Source organism: Oceanisphaera psychrotolerans (assembly GCF_001870485.1).
Lineage (GTDB): Bacteria > Pseudomonadota > Gammaproteobacteria > Enterobacterales > Aeromonadaceae > Oceanimonas > Oceanimonas psychrotolerans.
Map to the genome: position 1 here is coordinate 112,248 of NZ_MDKE01000033.1, position 16,525 is coordinate 128,772.

15 protein-coding genes, 4 pseudogenes and 1 other annotated feature are annotated in these 16,525 nt (G+C 59.9%); of the genes and pseudogenes, 3 read left to right on the plus strand and 16 right to left on the minus strand.

All coding sequences use genetic code 11. The features are described 5' to 3' along the window. Nucleotides 1-135 precede the first annotated feature (135 nt). Nucleotides 136-272: a sequence feature (Phe leader region), on the plus strand. A gap of 52 nt (nucleotides 273-324) precedes the next feature. Continuing rightward, a pseudogene (locus BFR47_RS18720) lies at nucleotides 325-1,463 on the plus strand (chorismate mutase); the annotation flags it as partial. Between the two features lie 849 nt (nucleotides 1,464-2,312). On the opposite strand, the gene tyrA reads toward BFR47_RS18720, so the two are convergent. Both tyrA and BFR47_RS12085 read right to left on the minus strand, forming a co-directional pair. Continuing rightward, a complete protein-coding gene (tyrA, locus tag BFR47_RS12080) occupies nucleotides 2,313-3,443 on the minus strand; it encodes a bifunctional chorismate mutase/prephenate dehydrogenase (RefSeq protein WP_071473298.1) in 1,131 nt (376 codons plus the stop codon). A gap of 141 nt (nucleotides 3,444-3,584) precedes the next feature. Next, nucleotides 3,585-4,653 (minus strand): annotated as a pseudogene (locus tag BFR47_RS12085) (3-deoxy-7-phosphoheptulonate synthase). A 239-nt stretch (nucleotides 4,654-4,892) separates the two neighbouring features. Here BFR47_RS12085 and BFR47_RS12090 point away from each other — a divergent pair. Both BFR47_RS12090 and BFR47_RS12095 read left to right on the plus strand, forming a co-directional pair. Beyond that, nucleotides 4,893-5,186 (plus strand): hypothetical protein, encoded by a 294-nt coding sequence (locus tag BFR47_RS12090; protein WP_071473299.1) that lies wholly within the window; start codon nucleotides 4,893-4,895, stop codon nucleotides 5,184-5,186. Between the two features lie 104 nt (nucleotides 5,187-5,290). Then, on the plus strand, nucleotides 5,291-5,884 hold the full coding sequence (locus BFR47_RS12095) for a DUF502 domain-containing protein (protein ID WP_071473300.1): 594 nt from the start codon (nucleotides 5,291-5,293) through the stop codon (nucleotides 5,882-5,884). Between the two features lie 83 nt (nucleotides 5,885-5,967). On the opposite strand, the gene BFR47_RS12100 is transcribed toward BFR47_RS12095, so the two are convergent. The 14 genes and pseudogenes from BFR47_RS12100 to BFR47_RS12165 all read right to left on the minus strand — a co-directional run bounded on the left by BFR47_RS12100 (nucleotide 5,968) and on the right by BFR47_RS12165 (nucleotide 16,523). After that, complete coding sequence (locus BFR47_RS12100; RefSeq protein WP_083399118.1) at nucleotides 5,968-6,756, minus strand: MlaA family lipoprotein; 789 nt, start codon at nucleotides 6,754-6,756, stop codon at nucleotides 5,968-5,970. A gap of 73 nt (nucleotides 6,757-6,829) precedes the next feature. Beyond that, nucleotides 6,830-8,041 (minus strand): c-type cytochrome biogenesis protein CcmI, encoded by a 1,212-nt coding sequence (ccmI, locus tag BFR47_RS12105; RefSeq protein WP_071473302.1) that lies wholly within the window; start codon nucleotides 8,039-8,041, stop codon nucleotides 6,830-6,832. A 1-nt stretch (nucleotide 8,042) separates the two neighbouring features. Beyond that, the gene (locus BFR47_RS12110) at nucleotides 8,043-8,510 is read right to left on the minus strand and encodes a cytochrome c-type biogenesis protein (protein WP_071473303.1); all 468 of its coding nucleotides are present in this window, start codon (nucleotides 8,508-8,510) and stop codon (nucleotides 8,043-8,045) included. Between the two features lie 4 nt (nucleotides 8,511-8,514). Next, nucleotides 8,515-9,048, minus strand: coding sequence for a DsbE family thiol:disulfide interchange protein (locus BFR47_RS12115; protein ID WP_071473304.1), 534 nt, complete (start codon nucleotides 9,046-9,048; stop codon nucleotides 8,515-8,517). Further along, a pseudogene (locus tag BFR47_RS12120) lies at nucleotides 9,045-10,999 on the minus strand (heme lyase CcmF/NrfE family subunit). The gene BFR47_RS12115 and the pseudogene BFR47_RS12120 overlap by 4 nt, the downstream one beginning before the upstream one ends. Further along, on the minus strand, nucleotides 10,996-11,490 hold the full coding sequence (ccmE, locus tag BFR47_RS12125) for a cytochrome c maturation protein CcmE (RefSeq protein WP_071473305.1): 495 nt from the start codon (nucleotides 11,488-11,490) through the stop codon (nucleotides 10,996-10,998). Before ccmE ends, BFR47_RS12120 begins: the two are co-directional and overlap by 4 nt. After that, nucleotides 11,487-11,693: a heme exporter protein CcmD gene (gene ccmD, locus BFR47_RS12130; RefSeq protein WP_071473306.1), complete on the minus strand. Its 207-nt coding sequence runs from the start codon at nucleotides 11,691-11,693 to the stop codon at nucleotides 11,487-11,489. The genes ccmE and ccmD overlap by 4 nt, the downstream gene beginning before the upstream one ends. Next, nucleotides 11,683-12,341, minus strand: a pseudogene (locus BFR47_RS12135) (heme ABC transporter permease). Before BFR47_RS12135 ends, ccmD begins: the two are co-directional and overlap by 11 nt. 190 nt (nucleotides 12,342-12,531) lie before the next feature. Continuing rightward, entirely contained in the window at nucleotides 12,532-13,200 is a 669-nt protein-coding gene (gene ccmB / locus BFR47_RS12140) for a heme exporter protein CcmB (protein ID WP_071473307.1), read from the minus strand. Continuing rightward, nucleotides 13,197-13,829: a cytochrome c biogenesis heme-transporting ATPase CcmA gene (gene ccmA, locus BFR47_RS12145; RefSeq protein WP_071473308.1), complete on the minus strand. Its 633-nt coding sequence runs from the start codon at nucleotides 13,827-13,829 to the stop codon at nucleotides 13,197-13,199. Before ccmA ends, ccmB begins: the two co-directional genes overlap by 4 nt. 195 nt (nucleotides 13,830-14,024) lie before the next feature. Then, a complete protein-coding gene (locus BFR47_RS12150) occupies nucleotides 14,025-14,426 on the minus strand; it encodes a DUF2802 domain-containing protein (RefSeq protein ID WP_071473309.1) in 402 nt (133 codons plus the stop codon). Further along, entirely contained in the window at nucleotides 14,426-14,914 is a 489-nt protein-coding gene (locus tag BFR47_RS12155; RefSeq protein ID WP_071473310.1) for a chemotaxis protein CheW, read from the minus strand. The genes BFR47_RS12150 and BFR47_RS12155 overlap by 1 nt, the downstream gene beginning before the upstream one ends. A 20-nt stretch (nucleotides 14,915-14,934) precedes the next feature. Beyond that, the gene (locus BFR47_RS12160) at nucleotides 14,935-15,741 is read right to left on the minus strand and encodes a chemotaxis protein CheW (protein ID WP_071473311.1); all 807 of its coding nucleotides are present in this window, start codon (nucleotides 15,739-15,741) and stop codon (nucleotides 14,935-14,937) included. Continuing rightward, nucleotides 15,738-16,523, minus strand: a complete 786-nt coding sequence (locus tag BFR47_RS12165) for a ParA family protein (RefSeq protein WP_071473312.1) — start codon at nucleotides 16,521-16,523, stop codon at nucleotides 15,738-15,740. The genes BFR47_RS12160 and BFR47_RS12165 overlap by 4 nt, the downstream gene beginning before the upstream one ends. Nucleotides 16,524-16,525 lie beyond the last annotated feature (2 nt).

The window sequence follows — 16,525 nt, forward strand, 5'->3', positions numbered from 1 at the left end:
GGTAAGTGGCAAAACGACCATTTACCGCCTTTTGCCTGCCTGTCACGCCTCTTTGCCAAAAATTCCCGAAAAGGCTTGCCAGCGCCATCGCTTTTCAGTATTCCTATCAGGGTATTTACCAATTTTGAGAACTGCCGTGTCCGTATCCCTGTTTTTCTTTCGCTTCTTTTTCGCATCCTGCTTGTTTGCATCATAAACGGGGCGGCATCTGGTCTGGCAAGAGATAAGCAAAAGACGAACAGACAAGCCTCCCACCGGGAGGCTTTTTTATTAGGTGACACTTTTTCGGTGATACTTTTTTAGGTAATAAGGGAAGCCCTATTCATGAATCTGGATGAGATCAGAACCAACATCAGCCGCCTGGACAAGGAACTGCTGAGCCTGCTGGCCAGACGCAAGGCCCTGAGCCTGGACGTGGCCCGCAGCAAACTGGAGAATCCGAGACCGATACGGGATCAGGTACGTGAGCAGGCGCTGCTGGTGGAGCTGATCAATCAGGGCCGACAACTCGGCCTGGATGCCCATTACGTCACCCGGCTCTATCACACCATCATCGAAGATTCGGTGCTGTCGCAACAGGCGCTGCTGCAGGATCTGCTCAACCCGCAGGACAAGGTACCCGCCATCAGTGTGGCCTTTCTCGGCCTGCGGGGGTCCTACTCCAACATGGCCGCCCGCAACTATCTGTCCCGTTTTCAGGCGCCGCTGGTCGAACACAACTGCGAGACCTTTCAGCAGATTTTCGACACCGTCGAATCCGGTCAGGCCCAATACGGCATACTGCCCATCGAAAATACCAGCTCGGGTGCCATCAACGACGTCTTCGATCTGATGCAGCACACCAGCCTGTCCATCGTCGGCGAACTGACGCAGCCGATAGAGCACTGCCTGCTGGTGGCGGTAGATACCGATGTCAGCAAGCTGAAGACCCTTTACACCCATCCTCAGGTATATCAGCAGTGCTCCCAGTATCTGAAGACACTGCCGGGCGTCAAGGTCGAATTCTGTGCCGCCTCCTCCAACGCCATGGAGCTGGTGGCAGAGCTCAAACGCGCCGATATCGGTGCCATGGGCAGTGCCGACGGCGGTGAGTTGCACGGTCTCAAGCCCCTGGTACGCGGCCTGGCCAACCAGAAGCAGAACATGACCCGCTTTATCGTGGTGGCGCGCAAACCGGTGGAAGTGGCGGCACAAATTCCCGCCAAAACCAGCTTCATCATGTCGACCGGCCAGCAAAGCGGCGCCTGGTGGAAGCCCTGCTGGTGCTGCGCAGCCATCACATCACCATGACCAAACTCGAATCCCGCCCCATTATCGGTAATCCCTGGGAAGAGATGTTCTATGTGGACGTGGCCGCCAATGTCAACAGTACCGAGATGCAGGCGGCACTGAAGGAGCTGGGGCAGATCACCCGCTTCATCAAGATCCTGGGCTGCTATCCCAGTGCCGAGGTGGCACCTACCCGCCTCTCCTCCAAGGCACTGAGCCAGGGGAGCCTCACTCCTCCGTCGACAGAAGCTCGCCACCGGGACGACAGGCGTACGGCGGCCCCGTTGCAGGTAGGCCGCTTCTGCCTGAGCCGGCAGGAACCGCTGCTGGCAGCCATGTTGCCGGCCTGGCCCGAGCACCCTTCCCTGACGGAAGAGGCTCGTCGTCTGAAGGAACACGGCGGTCAGGTGCTGGCAGCCCCCTGTTTCGACTCGGGTGACAGTCAACAGCAACAACAGCATTTGCAGCAACTGCGCGAAACGGCGGCCCGCTTCGATCTGGCCGCCATGACCACGGTCCACACTCCGGAACAATTGGGCCGGGCGGCAGAATCACTCGATGTACTGCTGCTGCAGCCCATCGAAGGCCGGCGCGACGAACTGCTGACTGCCGCCGGCCGCTGCACCCGGCCGGTGTTGCTGCCGCTGGCAGACAGCCTGGAGCAGACCCTGGCCGAGGCCGAGCAGATCCTGGCCGAAGGCAATCAACAACTGGCGCTGCTCGATACCCGGAGTCTCGCCCTGCCCGAATTGCTGCATCTGCAGCAACAGACTCACCTGCCCCTGCTCAGCCGGCTACAAGGTCAGGACAGCCTGCTGCCCGAGCTGGGCCACGCCCTGAAAGAGGCCGGCGTCCTGGGGTTCTGCATTACCCTGAACGAAAATGACGGCATGGCCCCGTTGCAGCAACTGGCTCAACGCCTGTATCGGGATTAAGGATCAAAAACGGCGCCGATTGCTCGGCGCCGTTTTTAGTTTCAGGCTTCGGCGCTTCCCCTTACGCCTCACACCTAACCCCTCACATACCTTTCACACCTTGCACCATCAATCCGCATGATGGCGGCTGTCGTTGGCCTGGGCCAGCAACATGCGGCTTTCCTTGAGGAAGGTACCGGCATAATCGCCGAAAAACTCGCTGACGGTGGCAAACTGCTGCACGAAGGCATCGCGCTTGCCCTGCTCCAGTTGCTCCAGCAGCTCACCGAAGCGACGATGATAGCGGCGGATCATCTCCAGGTTGCCGGGCGACGACAGAATGATGTCGGCATAGAGTACCGGATCCTGGGCAAACAACCGACCCACCATCGCCAGCTCCAGCCGGTAAATGGGCGAACTCAGCCGCAACAGCTGCGCCAGATCCGCCTGCTCGGCACAAAGGTGGGCACCGTAGGCAAAGCTGGTGAAGTGGCGCAGCGCCTGTACCAGGCTCATGGCCTTGTCGTGCTCTTCGGCATTGACTGCCTGCAGGCGGGCGCCCCAGATGCGCATCTGGGCCAGCAGCCATTCATACTGCTCACCTCCGCGGCCTGCACTGTAGATGATCACCTGTTTGGCCAGGCTGGACACATCGGGTCCAAACATGGGATGCAGTCCCAGCACGGGGCCGCTGTGCACCTTCATCATGGTCGCCAGCGGCTCGGCCTTGATGCTGGTCAAATCGACCAGCAGGCAGTCGTCGGCCAACCTGGGCAGACGCTCGATCACCGCCACCGTCTGGTCGATGGGGACCGCTACCACTACCAGGCCTGCGCCGGTCAGCATCTGCTCGGCCCGCGCCCAGTCGTCTTTTTCCAGGATCTCCACCGGATAGCCGGACAGGGTCAGCAGGTGCGCGAACAGGCCACCCAGCTGACCGGCGCCACCGATCACCACCGCCTTGTTCAGTTCGGGGTTCATGCACTTGAAGCCGGTGTCTTTTTCACTGGCGTATGACTCGCGCATGGCCCGGCGCAATACATCTTCAATCAGGTCCGGCGGCACGCCCCGCGCTTCGGCTTCGGCCCGGCGTCGGGCCAGCATGGCCGCTTCCCGGTCGGGCGCATAAATCGGCACCCCCTGACGGCTCTTGACTTCACCCACTCCCGCCACCAGCTTCAGCCGGCGGGCAAACAGCTCGACCAGCTGCTGGTCAACTTCGTCTATCTGATCCCGCAGGACAGCTAATTCATCTACCATTGATCCCATCCCAATTACAAAAGCACCGGCCCTTCCCGGACACGGTGCTCCATTATGCCTGTGAACCACCAGCGGGGACAGTCACCGCTGGCCGTCAAACGGCACTATTTAATCACTCAGACACGCACAACAGAGCGGCATTCAGCCGATCCGGGCCTTCAGGGGCCCGGCCAGCTGCTGATAGCAACCGGCCAGCAGTTCGGCGGTAGTATCCCAGTCGATACAGGCATCGGTGATCGACACCCCGTAACGCATTTCGCTACGCGGCTGTTCGCTGGACTGATTGCCCTCATGCAGATGCGACTCCAGCATGATGCCGAGAATGGACTTGTTCCCTTCCTGGATCTGATGCACCACGTTTTCGGTGACCAGCGGCTGCAGGCTGTAATCCTTGTTGGAATTACCATGCTGCAGTCCACCACCAGACTGGGGGCCAGGCCGGCAGATGTCATGGCCTTTTCCGCCAGAGAAACATTGACCGAGTCGTAGTTGGGCTGCTTGCCGCCGCGCAGTATCACATGACCGTCCGGGTTGCCCTGGGTGACCAGCAAGGCGACCTGTCCTTCCTGGTTGATGCCCATGAAGGCATGGGATTCCGCCGCCGCCTTCAGAGCGTTGATGGCGGTACCCAGATTACCATCGGTCCCGTTCTTGAAGCCCACCGGCATCGACAGGCCGGAGGCCATTTCCCGGTGAGTCTGGGATTCGGTGGTGCGGGCGCGATGGCCGACCAGGAGAACAGTTCGGCCAGGTACTGGGGACTGATCGGGTCCAGCGCTTCGGTGGCCAGCGGCAGTTCCAGCTCGGCCAGCCAGCACAGCAGTTCGCGAGCCTTGTGCAGGCCCTGTTCGATGTCAAAGCTGCCGTCCAGGTGAGGATCGTTGATAAAGCCTTTCCAACCGACGGTGGTGCGCGGCTTTTCGAAATAGACGCGCATCACGATATAAAGGCTGTCACGGTAGTCATCATGCAGTTTCTTGAGGCGGGTTGCGTACTCTTTGGCTGCGTCGATATCGTGAATGGAGCAGGGACCACAGATCACCAGCAGGCGATGATCCTTGCGCTGAATAATATCTGAAATAGTCTGCCGGGACTGACCGACGAATTCCAGTGCCTGGCTGGAAATCGGCAGCTTGGCTTTCAGCTCCGCCGGGGTGATCATCACCTTCTCGGATTGGATATGGATATTATTCAGTGTGTCTTTCTGCATGATGACATCCTCACTTGTAAACAAAACATTACAACCAAATAAAAAGAAAAACAGAGACAAATTTGACATCCAGTTATTTCTTTCTTACGCAACCGCTTTCACCTTACCAAGGCCGGGCCGCCTTGCAAAGCCTGATATCACGCAAAAATCGGTTATTTTATGCGGTGGGGGCCAAGTGCGTATAAAAGAGCCAGAAAAGCACTGCCGCGGCGTATACTTGATACCAGCGAGGAGCAACCATGAACCAACACGAATACCAGCACCTGGTCACCAGCTTTCGGCGTATTCTCGACTACTACGCCGTCGATTATCGCCAGAGTCCGCCGTCCTATAATCACGACACCCTCTATGATCACCAGTGCCGGCTGATTATCGATGAGGTAGGCCAGAGCTGGGCACGGCATTATGGCTACCGGCCCAGCGCCATGCTGCTGCACAAGGCACTGTTTGCCGCCGAACAAAGCCGGAAATTCAGACCGCCCTGGCATCGCAGATGGTGGTGCTTCTTTCGTCGGCTCAACGGCGGTCGCTAACCCCCCGGCGAGGCACGACTCAGCCTGACATCAGGCCGTTATTTTCAGCTGTCATTCCTACCCGGATCTGCCATGATGCTCGCCCCTCTTGCCGGAGCCCATCGATGCAACGACTTCTCCGTTTTTTCTTTCAGGGTCTGCTGATCCTGCTGCCCTTCGTGTTGACGGTGTATCTGGTTTACCTGATTTTCACCATGCTCAACCAGACCCTGTTTTCGGCTCTGGGCTCGCTGCTGCAAACGGTATTTCCGGCACTGGAAGCCGGCTGGATCGCCGACCTGGCCGGTGGCTTGCTGACTCTGGCGGTCATTATCCTGACCGGCATGTTCGCCTCTTTCTATCTCGGTCGTTTCTTTTTGTCGCTGTTCGACAGCGTGCTAACCCGGATCCCGCTGGTCAAGATGCTGTACAACTCGCTGCGAGATCTGTTCAATGCGCTGATCGGGGATAACAAACGCTTCAACAAGCCGGTGGCGGTCAGCCTGATGAATGGAGAGGTGCAACTGCTGGGCTTTATTACCCGGGAAGACATGACAACATTCGGACTGCCGGGCAAGGTCGCCGTCTACCTGCCCCAGTCCTATAATTTCGCCGGCAACCTGCTGATCGTCGACAAGGACAAGATCCAGCTGCTGGACGTCGCGGCCAGCAAGATGACCACCTTTATCGTCAGCGGCGGCATCACCGGAAAGCCCTGAAAGAGAAGTGAGGGGTAAAGAGTGAGGGCAAGGAGTAAGGCCTGGCTTTTACCGCTTCCCCCTCACCCTTCCCCCATGTGCTTTTACCCGTCAATCTCGTCCATGAACGCATCCAGCTCTTCGTCGGAGGCGGGTTCGAATTCCTTGCCTATCTTGGAGTCCTGATACTGCAGATAGAGATCCTTGGTCAGGGCATAGGGATCCAGCGAATTATCGATAATGGCTTCACGCTCTATCAGCTCGCTGCGCTGATAGAGGCCGTCGAGCACCCACTTGCCGGTACGCAGGGCCAGACTCATCACGTCATAAGGGAAATAGAGGCTGTCGACCATGTCACCGGACAGCTGACGCAGGGTAGTCGGACCCATGGCCGGGACCATCAGGAAGGGGCCGTCGCCGACGCCCATCTGACCCAAGACCTGACTGAAGTCCTTGCTACGGCGCGACAGGGTCATTTTCTCCGCCACATCGAAATAACCCAGCACACCGACGGTGCTGTTCACCCCGAAACGCGCCAGGTTGGTACCGGCGCCGGGCAAGTCGCCGGTCACCAGATGGTTGACGAAGCTGGCCGGTTCTTCCAGGTTCAGCACCACGTTCTGCAAGCCGTCTCTGACCGGCTTGGATACGTAATCCGCATAGGCATGCGCTGCCGGGCGCACCACATAGGGGTCCAGTACATCGTAGTTGATGACCCAGCTGGCACGGTTGACCGGCTCGAAGGGATCCCGGGCATCATTCGCCGTCGATTTGGCATAATCAGCCGGTATCGCCGGAGCAAAGGGGTCATGGGTCCGTGGCACATCCACGCCCTCATGGGCGGCACAGCCGGTCAGCGTGACTCCCGCCGTCACAATCAATATTCGCCACATAATTTCAGCCTTATCGCTTTTGTTATTATCTTATTATCACTCATGACAGAGCGGCACAACCGCGCTGTTGGCGTTACAGCGGCGTGTCGATGATCACCGACAGCTGACGGTCTTCGCTGGTATCGAGTATTCCACTGCGCCCTTCCCAGGCATCGGTGGCATCGGCCACGTTGCCGCTGGGCGCGATGCGGGCCTTGATGACCACCGTATCCCGGCCGCTCAGGTTATTGCTGGCCACCATGGCGTCCGCATTGGACAGGGTCACGGTAAGCGGAAACGAGGGCTGCTCGATGCGACGGGCCACCAGCGGCATGTCGCCCCCCTGGGCGTCCACCGCATACACGAACAGCACGGCGCCCGGATGATAAGGCACGGCGCTGGCGGCATTGACCTCTACCTCGAAACGCGGGCCGGTTACCGGTGCCGCATCGGTTTCCGCCAGCCGCCGCTCGGCAAAGGCCACCGAACGTTCAATCATGGCATAGCGGGGGCTATCCGGTGACATCCGTTGCAGGATCTGCTGCCAGCGGGCAATGGCGGCGGTCAGATCGTCCTGCTGCAGCGCCATGAAGGCAAACACCGACCAGGCTTCCAGATTGTCCGGGGCCCGGGTCAGCAGTTCCTTGATCATGTTCTCGGCCCGCAGCGTCTCTCCGGTCATGGCCAGTGCCTCGGCGTAAGGCACTATCACCGTATCCGGGTTATCGGTCAGTTTGAGTGCCTTTTCCAGCGCATCGCGGGCGGTTTCACCGTCGCGCATCTCCAGGGTCAGTCGCCCCAGCAACAGCCAGCCACGGAAGTCATCACCGTCCCGATGCAACTTGGTCCGCAGAGACTGGATCAAATCCTTCATGTCCTGCTCGGTCACCTCGCCATCGGGCTCGATCAGTACCTTGCGCGACAACTCGCTCAACCGGGCGGCATTATCCTGCCATTGCACTACCTTGGGGTAGGCCCCGAGCTGCCAGTAACCCGCATAGGCCACGACCGCTGCTATCACTATCGCCGGCAGCCACAACCAGACACCGCTGCGGTATCGTTGCGGGGTTTCGGTCACCACATCATCCAGCAGGCTTTTCTGCAGCTCCTGGGTGGCCGACTCCCCTTCTTCCAGCAGGCCCTGTTCCCGGTCCTGCTCCAGCTCCTGCAGCCGTTGCCGATACAGCTGGGTATTGAGTTCGTTACGGCTGCGGCTGGACTCGGCCCGGCCACGGGTCAGGGGCAGTATTATCACCAGCGCCAGCAGCAGGGTCAGCAGGCCGCTGAGGATCCAGAATAAGGTCATATCAACTCTCTTTGTCTTTGTTCAGCAGATCCGCCAGGCGCTCACGCTCCTGTGTGCTCAGGCTCTCGTCGGCGTCGTTGCGCTTTTTCTTGCGGGTGCGTACCAGCACGATGACCAGTCCCAGCAGCATCACCAGCACGGGGCCGAACCACAGGATCAGGGTGGAGGCCATCACCGGTGGCTTGTAGAGAATGAAGTTGCCGTAGCGGGCCACCATGTAATCGATGACCTCCTCCTTGCTGCTGCCCTCGCGCAACATGCTGTAGGTCTTGTCACGCAGATCCTTGGCCAGTTCGGCGTTGGAGTCGGCAATGTCCTGGTTCTGACACTTGGGGCAACGCAGCTCCCGGGTCAGCTCACGGAAGATCTCTTCCTGTTGCGGAGAGTCGAATTGATACACATCGATGGCGGCCATGGCCGGCGGCAACCAGAGCCCCGCCAGCAATATCAGCACAAAGCACAAACGCATCGTCTTACTCCATCCGCTCGAAAATGGGTTTCAGGGTCTGTTGCCATACCTGCTCGTTCACATCGCCCACGTGGCGGTAGCGGATCACCCCCTGACTGTCTATGAGAAAGGTCTCGGGGGCACCGTACACGCCCAGATCCAGACCCAGCATGCCGCGGGGATCGTACAGATCGATGGCATAGGGATTACCCAGGTTCTTCAGCCAACGCAGCGCCTTTTCCCGCTCGTCCTTGTAGTTCATGCCCACGATGTAGATGCCCTCTTTCGCCTTCAGCTCGTTGAGGTATTCATGCTCGGCATAACAGGTCGGACACCAGGTGGCCCAAACGTTGAGCAGCATCGGCTTACCGGTGAAGATCTCCCGGGTAAACTGCCGGCCGGGATCCTGCAGCGACGTCAGCGCAAACTCCGGCACCGGTTGATCCAGCAAGGCCGACTCCAGCTTGCGCGGGTCCGAAAACAGTCCCTTGTACAGGAAAATGCAGCCCCCCAGAAAGACCAGCAGGGGAATGGACAGGATCAGGACTCGACGATTCATACGGCCTCCCGCATTTTTTTACCACCAAAACGATAGCGCTTGTCGACCATGGCGATAACACCGCCGATGGACATGAGCACGGCACCAAACCAGATCCAGCGAATAAAGGGCTTGTAATAGAGCCGCACCGCCCAGGCACCGTCATTCAGCTCCTCACCCAGCGCCGCATAGAGATCGCGGGTAAAGCCGGCGTTGATGGCGGCTTCGGTCATCGGCATGCGCTGCACCAGATAGAGGCGCTTTTCCGCCTTGAGCTTGCCCAGCTCCCGGCCGTTTTTGGTCACCGCAATCACGCCCTTGAAACCTTCGTAGTTGGGGCCATCGGCCTGACGGGTACCTTCGAAGGTAAAGGTGTAACCGGAAAAGGTGACGCTGTCGCCGGCAGACATCCGCACGTCCCGCTCTATGCTGTAGAGCTGGGTGCAGCTGATACCGATAATGGTGACCGCCAGGCCGATATGACCGAGGATCATGGCCCAGTGACTGTTGCCCAGCTTGCGGATGCCCGTGCCAAACGAATGGCGGTGGGTGGCCCGTACCCAGGTTTCCTGCAGGCTGGTGATCACGATAAAGACGCCCAGCCCCAGGCCGACCGCCGCCCAGACTTCGAACTTGTCGGCAAAATACCAGGCAAAAACGCCCCGATGGCCGCACTGGCCAGCACCGCAAACAGCAGCTTGCCGTTGATTTCCTGCATGCTCTGGCGGCGCCAGCGAAACAGGGGGCCGGCGCCCAGCAACAGGGCGAAGGGAATGATCAGCCAGGCATAGAGACTGTTGAAGAAGGGCGCCCCTATGCTGATGCTGCCCAGCCCCAGTTCCTTGTGTACCAAGGGCAGCAAGGTACCGATAAAGACCACCACCAGGCCGGCCATCAGCACGATGTTGTTGCCGAGCAGCATGCTCTCGCGGCTGGCCAGCTCATGCTTGCCATGACTCTTGACCTCGGCGCCCTTGATGGCGTAGAGCAGCAGCGAAGCGCCGATCACCAGCATCAGGAACACCAGAATAAAGAGTCCGCGGGTTGGATCCGAGGCGAAGGCATGCACCGACACCAGCACCCCGGAGCGCACCAGAAAGGTACCGAGCAGGCTCAGCGAGAAGGCCATGATCGCCAGCAACACCGTCCAGGACTTGAAGGTGGCCCTCTTCTCGGTCACCGCCAGCGAGTGGATCAGCGCGGTACCGGCCAGCCAGGGCATGAAGGAGGCGTTTTCCACCGGGTCCCAGAACCACCAGCCGCCCCAGCCCAGCTCGTAATAGGCCCACCAGGAGCCCAGTGCGATACCCAGGGTCAGGAAAATCCAGGCGGCCATGGTCCAGGGCCGGGACCAGCGGGCCCAGGCCGAGTCCAGCTTGCCGGTCATCAGCGAGGCAATGGCGAAGGCGAAGGCCACGGAGAAACCCACATAGCCCATGTAAAGCATGGGAGGATGGAAAATCAGTCCCGGATCCTGCAGCAGCGGGTTCAGGTCCCGGCCATCGACCGGAAAGAACGGCAGGGTGCGTTCGAAGGGGTTGGAGGTGATGATCACGAACAACAGGAAGCCGACGCCGATCATGCCCATCACGCTCAGCACCCGGGCTACCGCATCCAGCGGCAGTGCCCGGCTGAAGCGGGCCACGGCGGCGGTCCAGCCGGCCAGGGTCAGCACCCACAGCAGCAGGGAGCCTTCATGGGCGCCCCACACCGCAGAAATGCGGTACTCCAGTGGCAACAGGCTGTTGGAGTTGGAGGCCACATAGAGCACGGTAAAGTCGTGATCGATGAAAGCCCAGGTCAGGCAGCCGAACGACAGCAGCAAGAAGCCGAACATGGCGTAGGACAGCGGCCGCGCCAGCAACATCATGCCGACGTTGCCGCGAGTGGCGCCGAGCAGCGGATAAATACTCAGTATCAGGCTCGCCGCCAGGGCGAGGATCAGGCTGAACTGACCTATTTCTGGGATCATGAACGACTTCCTTTCAGCTGCTCCTGGGAATATTCGGGTTTGACGTGCTCTATTCCCTTGAGCGCTTCTGCCACTTCCGGCGGCATGTATTCTTCATCGTGCTTGGCCAGCACCTCGAAGGCGGTGATGGTACGCGCATCGTCCAGATGGCCCTGGGCGACGATGCCCTGCCCTTCCCGGAACAGGTCCGGCAGTATGCCGTCGAAGCGTACCGTGATCACCTCACCGCCGGCATCCACCAGGTCGAAGCTGACCTTGAGACTCTGCTGATCCCGGCTGACCGAGCCCGGTACCACCATGCCGCCGATACGCAGGCGCTGACCCACTTCCGGTTTGACCCTGGCCTCCCCCTTGCCCTGTACCAGCTCGGTGGGGGTATAGAACAGGTCGATATTCTGCTGCAGGGCATAAAGTACCAGCCCGGTCATCACCGACAGTCCGAGCACCACCGCCAGCAGCAGGGTCATGCGCTTTTTACGTCTGGGGTTCATAAGGTATTCTCCAACTTTTGGGCGGCTTTACGGCGGGCCGCCCGGGCCTGTTTCTGTTTCACTGCACGCAGCAGGCTTTTTCTGGTGGACCGGGTCGATATCACCAGTCCCACCAGCGCCAGAATGGTCACGCCAAAGGAAAGCCACACATAAAAGCCGTAGCCGCCCATGGCCCAGAATGCGGACCAGCTATCAAATTTCATCCTGTTCCTCCGCCAGTTTCAGCACCCAGGGACGATGGGATTCGCGCCGGATCAATTCGTTGCGCAGCCGCATCAGGGTCAGGGCCCCCAGAAAGCAGCTGAAGGCCAGTATCATGATCAACAGCGGCCAGAGCATGTCGTTGGAAATAGACGGCCGGTCGAATTTGGTAATGCTGGCCCCCTGATGCAGGGTGTTCCACCATTCCACCGAGTAGTGAATGATGGGCAGGTTGATCACCCCCACCAGCGCCAGAATACCGGCGGCACGGCCGGCCAGCACCTTGTCGGAAATGGCGTTGTAGAGCGCGATGACGCCCAGATAGAGGAACAGCAGGATCAGCTCCGAGGTCAGGCGGGCATCCCACACCCACCAGGCCCCCCACATGGGTTTGCCCCAGGCGGCACCGGTAAAGAGCGCGATGGCGGTAAACACCGCGCCCACCGGGGCGATGGCCGCCACCGCCATGTCGGCGGTCTTGATCTGCCACACCAGCCGATAAAGGCGGCGATGGCCATCGAGGAATAGGCGCCCATGGAGAGAATGGCGGAGGGCACATGAATATAGATGATGCGAAAGGCGTCACCCTGCTGATAATCCGCCGGCGCGAAGGCCAGCCCCCAGGCCAGGCCGACGATAAAGGACACCATACTGAACACGGCAAACCAGGGTAGCCACAGGCCGGCCAGCCGGTAGGCTTGCTCCGCCTTGGCGTAGGGATGTAACCATTTCCACATGTTGCTCACAGACCTTTTTTTGTATTAAACGTTGTTTACATAAACTTGCTTAACAAGAGCTCAAGATATCCCAAATTCATCGTTCAAGACACCTTGACGTCCGTTAGTTGACACTCACTCTCAGCGCCGATGCGATGGCAAAAGGCGCCAGGGTAATGCTGCCCACCAGCATGGCCGCCAGAATCGCCAGCTGACCGTCGTACGGCGCACCGAAGGCCGCCGCCTCTATGGCCGAAGTGGCGAAGATCAGCACCGGGATATACAGCGGCAGCGTCAGCAGACTCAACAGCACGCCCCCCTTGCCAATGCCCACGGTCAGCGCCACCCCGATGGCGCCGAGCAGGCTCAGGATCGGCGTGCCCAGCAACAGGGTCCAGAACACGGCCTGAAAACCCACCATGTCCAGGCTCAGCAGCACCGCCACCAGCGGCGACAGCAACAACAGCGGCAAACCGGTCAGCAGCCAGTGCGCCAGTACCTTGGCCAGCACCAGTACCCCCAAAGGACAGGGCATCAGCATTAATTGTTCCAGAGTACCGTCAATAAAATCGTCCCGGAACAATCGCTCCAGCGCCAGCAGCGACGACAACAACGCCGCCACCCAGACGATGCCGGGGGCGATACGGGCCAGCAGGGTCGGCTCGGGGCCGATACCCAGCGGAAACAGGGTGATGACGATAATGAAAAACCACAGGGGATTGAGAATGTCGGCTCGCCGCCTCAGGGCCGAGACCAGCTCGCGACGCAGTACGCCGGTAAACATGGATCTCATGCCGGCTCCTCCTGATAAGGGGTCAACTGCAGGGTGCGCACCCGCCCGGCACAGAGGGACAGGTCCTGATGGGTGGTGATCAGCACCATGCCGCCGGCATCGGTATGTGCCAGCAACAGCTGCTCCAGCACCCGGACGCCGTGCTTGTCGATGGCGGTAAAGGGTTCATCCAGAATCCACAGCCGGGGACCGCCCAGCCACAATCGGGCCAGCGCCACCCGCCGCTTCTGGCCGGCAGAAAGCTGACCGGCAGGCTGATCTTCCAACCCGGCCAATCCCACTGTAGCCAGGATTTCCCACAGGTTGGCGGTGCTCCGGGCATGATGCATGCGGCGGAAAAAGGCCAGGTTCTCGAAGGCGGTCAGTTCGTGTTTGATGCCGGCCTGATGGCCGAGATAGAGCAGATCCTGGTGATAGTCGTCTCTCTGCTGCTCGATATTGTCGCCCTGCCAGCACACCTCGCCGCCATAGGGCCGGGACAGGCCGGCCAGCAGTCGCAGCAGGCTGGTTTTACCGACGCCGTTGGGCCCGGCCACCTGCACCAGCTCGCCGGGCGCCACCGTCAGTGACAAGTCACTGAACAAGGTACGCTCTTCACGAACACAGGTTAAGGATCTGGCTTCAAGCATAGTGGGGATTCAGACCATTAAAAAATGGGCGCCAGTCTAGCACATGGCACCCATTTTTGCAGAAAGAAACATCGACCGGCATAAGGGGGTGATGAGTCAGATGTGAGAGGGAACCGAACAAAAAAACCGACGTCGGTATCGGGGCTGCATTTACTTTTCCCCAGACGGCTCACGCCTGCCCGTTAACGAGACATCTTATTTCCGGTGCAGGGACAGCAGCAGTTCGGCCTCCGCCCTCGGCATTTCGCACTCGGCCATGATCTCGTCGATATCGGCGCCCAGCTGCACCATGCGGGTGGCCCGGCTATAGAGCTTGCCCTGAGGGTCTTTCAGCGCCAGTTCCTGCTGTTGCTCGCTGAGCTGCCCCAGCTGACGGTGCAACTCGCTCACCTTGTTGCCGAGGCCGATATTGACCGCCTGCAGCTCTTCTATCTGCTTGCGGTAGCTGTCCCTGGTACGCGTCAGCTCGCGCATCAGGCGGCTCATGGCTTCCAGCTTGCGCTGACTCTGGCGCCACATGGTCCAGGACACCAGCAAGGCGATCATGGCCAGCATCAGTGCCAGCAGCGCCAGTATAAACGCCGGCTGCAGCCACATTACAACTGTCCCAACTCGTCCCATTCATCGTCGGACAGCAGCTTGTCCAGATCCACCAGGATCAGCAACTCCTGCTCCCGGTTACAGACGCCCTGAATGAATTTGGCGCTTTCGCTGGTGCCCACATGAGGGGCGTTTTCGATTTCTGACGACTTGAGATAAACCACCTCGGCCACGCTGTCGACCAGAATGCCGATCACCTGCTTTTCCGCCTCGATGATCACGATGCGGGTATTGTCGGTCACCTCCGCCGGCTGCAGGCCGAAACGCAGGCGGGTATCGAGTACCGTCACCACGTTGCCACGCAGATTGACGATGCCCAGCACGTAATCCGGGGCGCCCGGCACCGGTGCGATGTCGCTGTAGCGCAGTACTTCCTGGACCTGCATGACATTGATACCGTAGGTTTCGTTATCCAGACGGAAAGTGACCCACTGCAGTACCTCGCCCTCGGCAAGATTCTCGGCTACATTGCGATGACTGTTCATAGACTTACCCTTATGCCTGCTCAGACTTGTTGTCCGTCGATATTCTTACCCTGCTCCAGCAGCCCGATCAAGGCATCCACATGCAGCAGAGCGCACATTTTCTCTTTTACCATGCCCGCCAGCCAGGGCCGTGAACCCGGGATAGCGCGCCATTTTACCTGATCCCGGCTCAGCAGGGCGGTGCCTTTGAGCTGATGACAACCCAGTCCCCAGTTACTTTCACCCAGGGTCACCAGGTACTGATATTCTTCTTCGGCCAGATGCCCGGGCATGGCCCAGCGGGCGGTATCCACCACATAGAGCTGGCGCTGGCGTTCGGTCATCACACCGGCAAACCAGTCCGGTTTGCCGAACAGGCTGGTCAGTCTGGACACCTGATAGATGCCCCCCAGGTGGGTCAGCGGCACCGCGAACGTCATGCCCGCCACCTCGAAAAACAAGGCCTGAAAGCTGCTGCCGGTGTCCATGTTGCGCCAGGCGGCAGCCGCCTCCTCGGCAGCCACCGGCGGTGTGGGGGCCGCCGGGACCGGTTCGTCCACGACCGGTGCCGCCATCGGCTCGGTCGGCACCGGCTCTGGCGGCATCACAGGCGCCGGCTCGGGTTCCGCCAGCAGCGGCGGCAGCGGTTCTTCTTCTTTGTCTTTCAGCTCGGCCACCCGGGCCAGCAGGGCTTCCAGCCCCTGACGCCGCGCTGCCTCCTCCGGTTCGGCAAAGACGGTTGTCGTGACCGGTTCAGCCACTGCCGGTTGCGGCCGTGGCTGCGGACTCTCTTCTTCCAGCAGGGCGCCAAAATAATGGTCGAGTGCGTCAAATTGTCGTTGATTCATAAGGCCTGTTCTACGCCATCGAGCTGCCACAGGTAACGCAGCAGGGTCTGATAGGCGTAAACCCCCCGGCTGCCCTGGGCGAAATAGGAAGGAGGTTCATGGCGCAGGCTGGCATCGCGGAATTTGGTGTCCACTGGAATCACCGAAGGCCAGAGGCGTTCACCATACTGTTGTTGCAGGCTGTCCAGGCTTTGCACCGAGGCCCGGGTACGCTGATCGTACATGGTCGGTACCACCGTGTAGTTGAAGCCGTCTTTTCTGGCCTTGTGCATCAGTCCAAAGGTGCTGACCATGCGCTCCAGCCCCTTGAGAGCCAGAAACTCGGTCTGTACCGGCACCAGTATGCGATCACAGGCGGCCAGGGCATTGACCATCATCACTCCCAGCACCGGCGGGCAGTCGATGATGGCGACATCGAAATCATCCTGCAGCTCGGCCAGCAAGCGTTTCAATACCAGCCCCATGCCTTCCCGGCTGCTGGAGGTACGCTCCAGCGTCGCCAGAGAAATGGATGCCGGTAACAGCGTCAGTCCCTCGAAGCGGGTCTTGAGGGCCACCTGCTCGAACAAGGCCCGCGTGGGCCGTGGCGCCTGGAACAGGTCGAACAGGGTGTGCGACAACGCATCCGATTCATAATCGAGATAGGAGGTCAGGGAACCGTGCGGATCGGTGTCGATCAACAGTACCCGCTTGTGACGCTGCGCCAGCAAACCGGCCAGCGCCACCACCGTCGTGGTCTTGCCAACGCCACCTTTCTGATTTGCTACTGTCCAAACAATCACTG

What these genes read in the sequence shown, in the direction of transcription:
- BFR47_RS12150 (WP_071473309.1), bottom strand. Translation starts at nt 14,426, where the DNA reads ATGTGGCTGCAGCCGGCGTTTATACTGGCGCTGCTGGCACTGATGCTG.
- BFR47_RS12115 (WP_071473304.1), bottom strand. Translation starts at nt 9,048, where the DNA reads ATGAATCGTCGAGTCCTGATCCTGTCCATTCCCCTGCTGGTCTTTCTG.
- ccmI (WP_071473302.1), bottom strand. Translation starts at nt 8,041, where the DNA reads ATGACCTTATTCTGGATCCTCAGCGGCCTGCTGACCCTGCTGCTGGCG.
- BFR47_RS12110 (WP_071473303.1), bottom strand. Translation starts at nt 8,510, where the DNA reads ATGCGTTTGTGCTTTGTGCTGATATTGCTGGCGGGGCTCTGGTTGCCG.
- BFR47_RS12155 (WP_071473310.1), bottom strand. Translation starts at nt 14,914, where the DNA reads ATGAACAGTCATCGCAATGTAGCCGAGAATCTTGCCGAGGGCGAGGTA.
- ccmD (WP_071473306.1), bottom strand. Translation starts at nt 11,693, where the DNA reads ATGAAATTTGATAGCTGGTCCGCATTCTGGGCCATGGGCGGCTACGGC.
- BFR47_RS12095 (WP_071473300.1), top strand. Translation starts at nt 5,291, where the DNA reads ATGCAACGACTTCTCCGTTTTTTCTTTCAGGGTCTGCTGATCCTGCTG.
- ccmA (WP_071473308.1), bottom strand. Translation starts at nt 13,829, where the DNA reads ATGCTTGAAGCCAGATCCTTAACCTGTGTTCGTGAAGAGCGTACCTTG.
- BFR47_RS12160 (WP_071473311.1), bottom strand. Translation starts at nt 15,741, where the DNA reads ATGAATCAACGACAATTTGACGCACTCGACCATTATTTTGGCGCCCTG.
- tyrA (WP_071473298.1), bottom strand. Translation starts at nt 3,443, where the DNA reads ATGGTAGATGAATTAGCTGTCCTGCGGGATCAGATAGACGAAGTTGAC.
- ccmE (WP_071473305.1), bottom strand. Translation starts at nt 11,490, where the DNA reads ATGAACCCCAGACGTAAAAAGCGCATGACCCTGCTGCTGGCGGTGGTG.
- BFR47_RS12100 (WP_083399118.1), bottom strand. Translation starts at nt 6,756, where the DNA reads ATGTGGCGAATATTGATTGTGACGGCGGGAGTCACGCTGACCGGCTGT.
- ccmB (WP_071473307.1), bottom strand. Translation starts at nt 13,200, where the DNA reads ATGAGATCCATGTTTACCGGCGTACTGCGTCGCGAGCTGGTCTCGGCC.
- BFR47_RS12090 (WP_071473299.1), top strand. Translation starts at nt 4,893, where the DNA reads ATGAACCAACACGAATACCAGCACCTGGTCACCAGCTTTCGGCGTATT.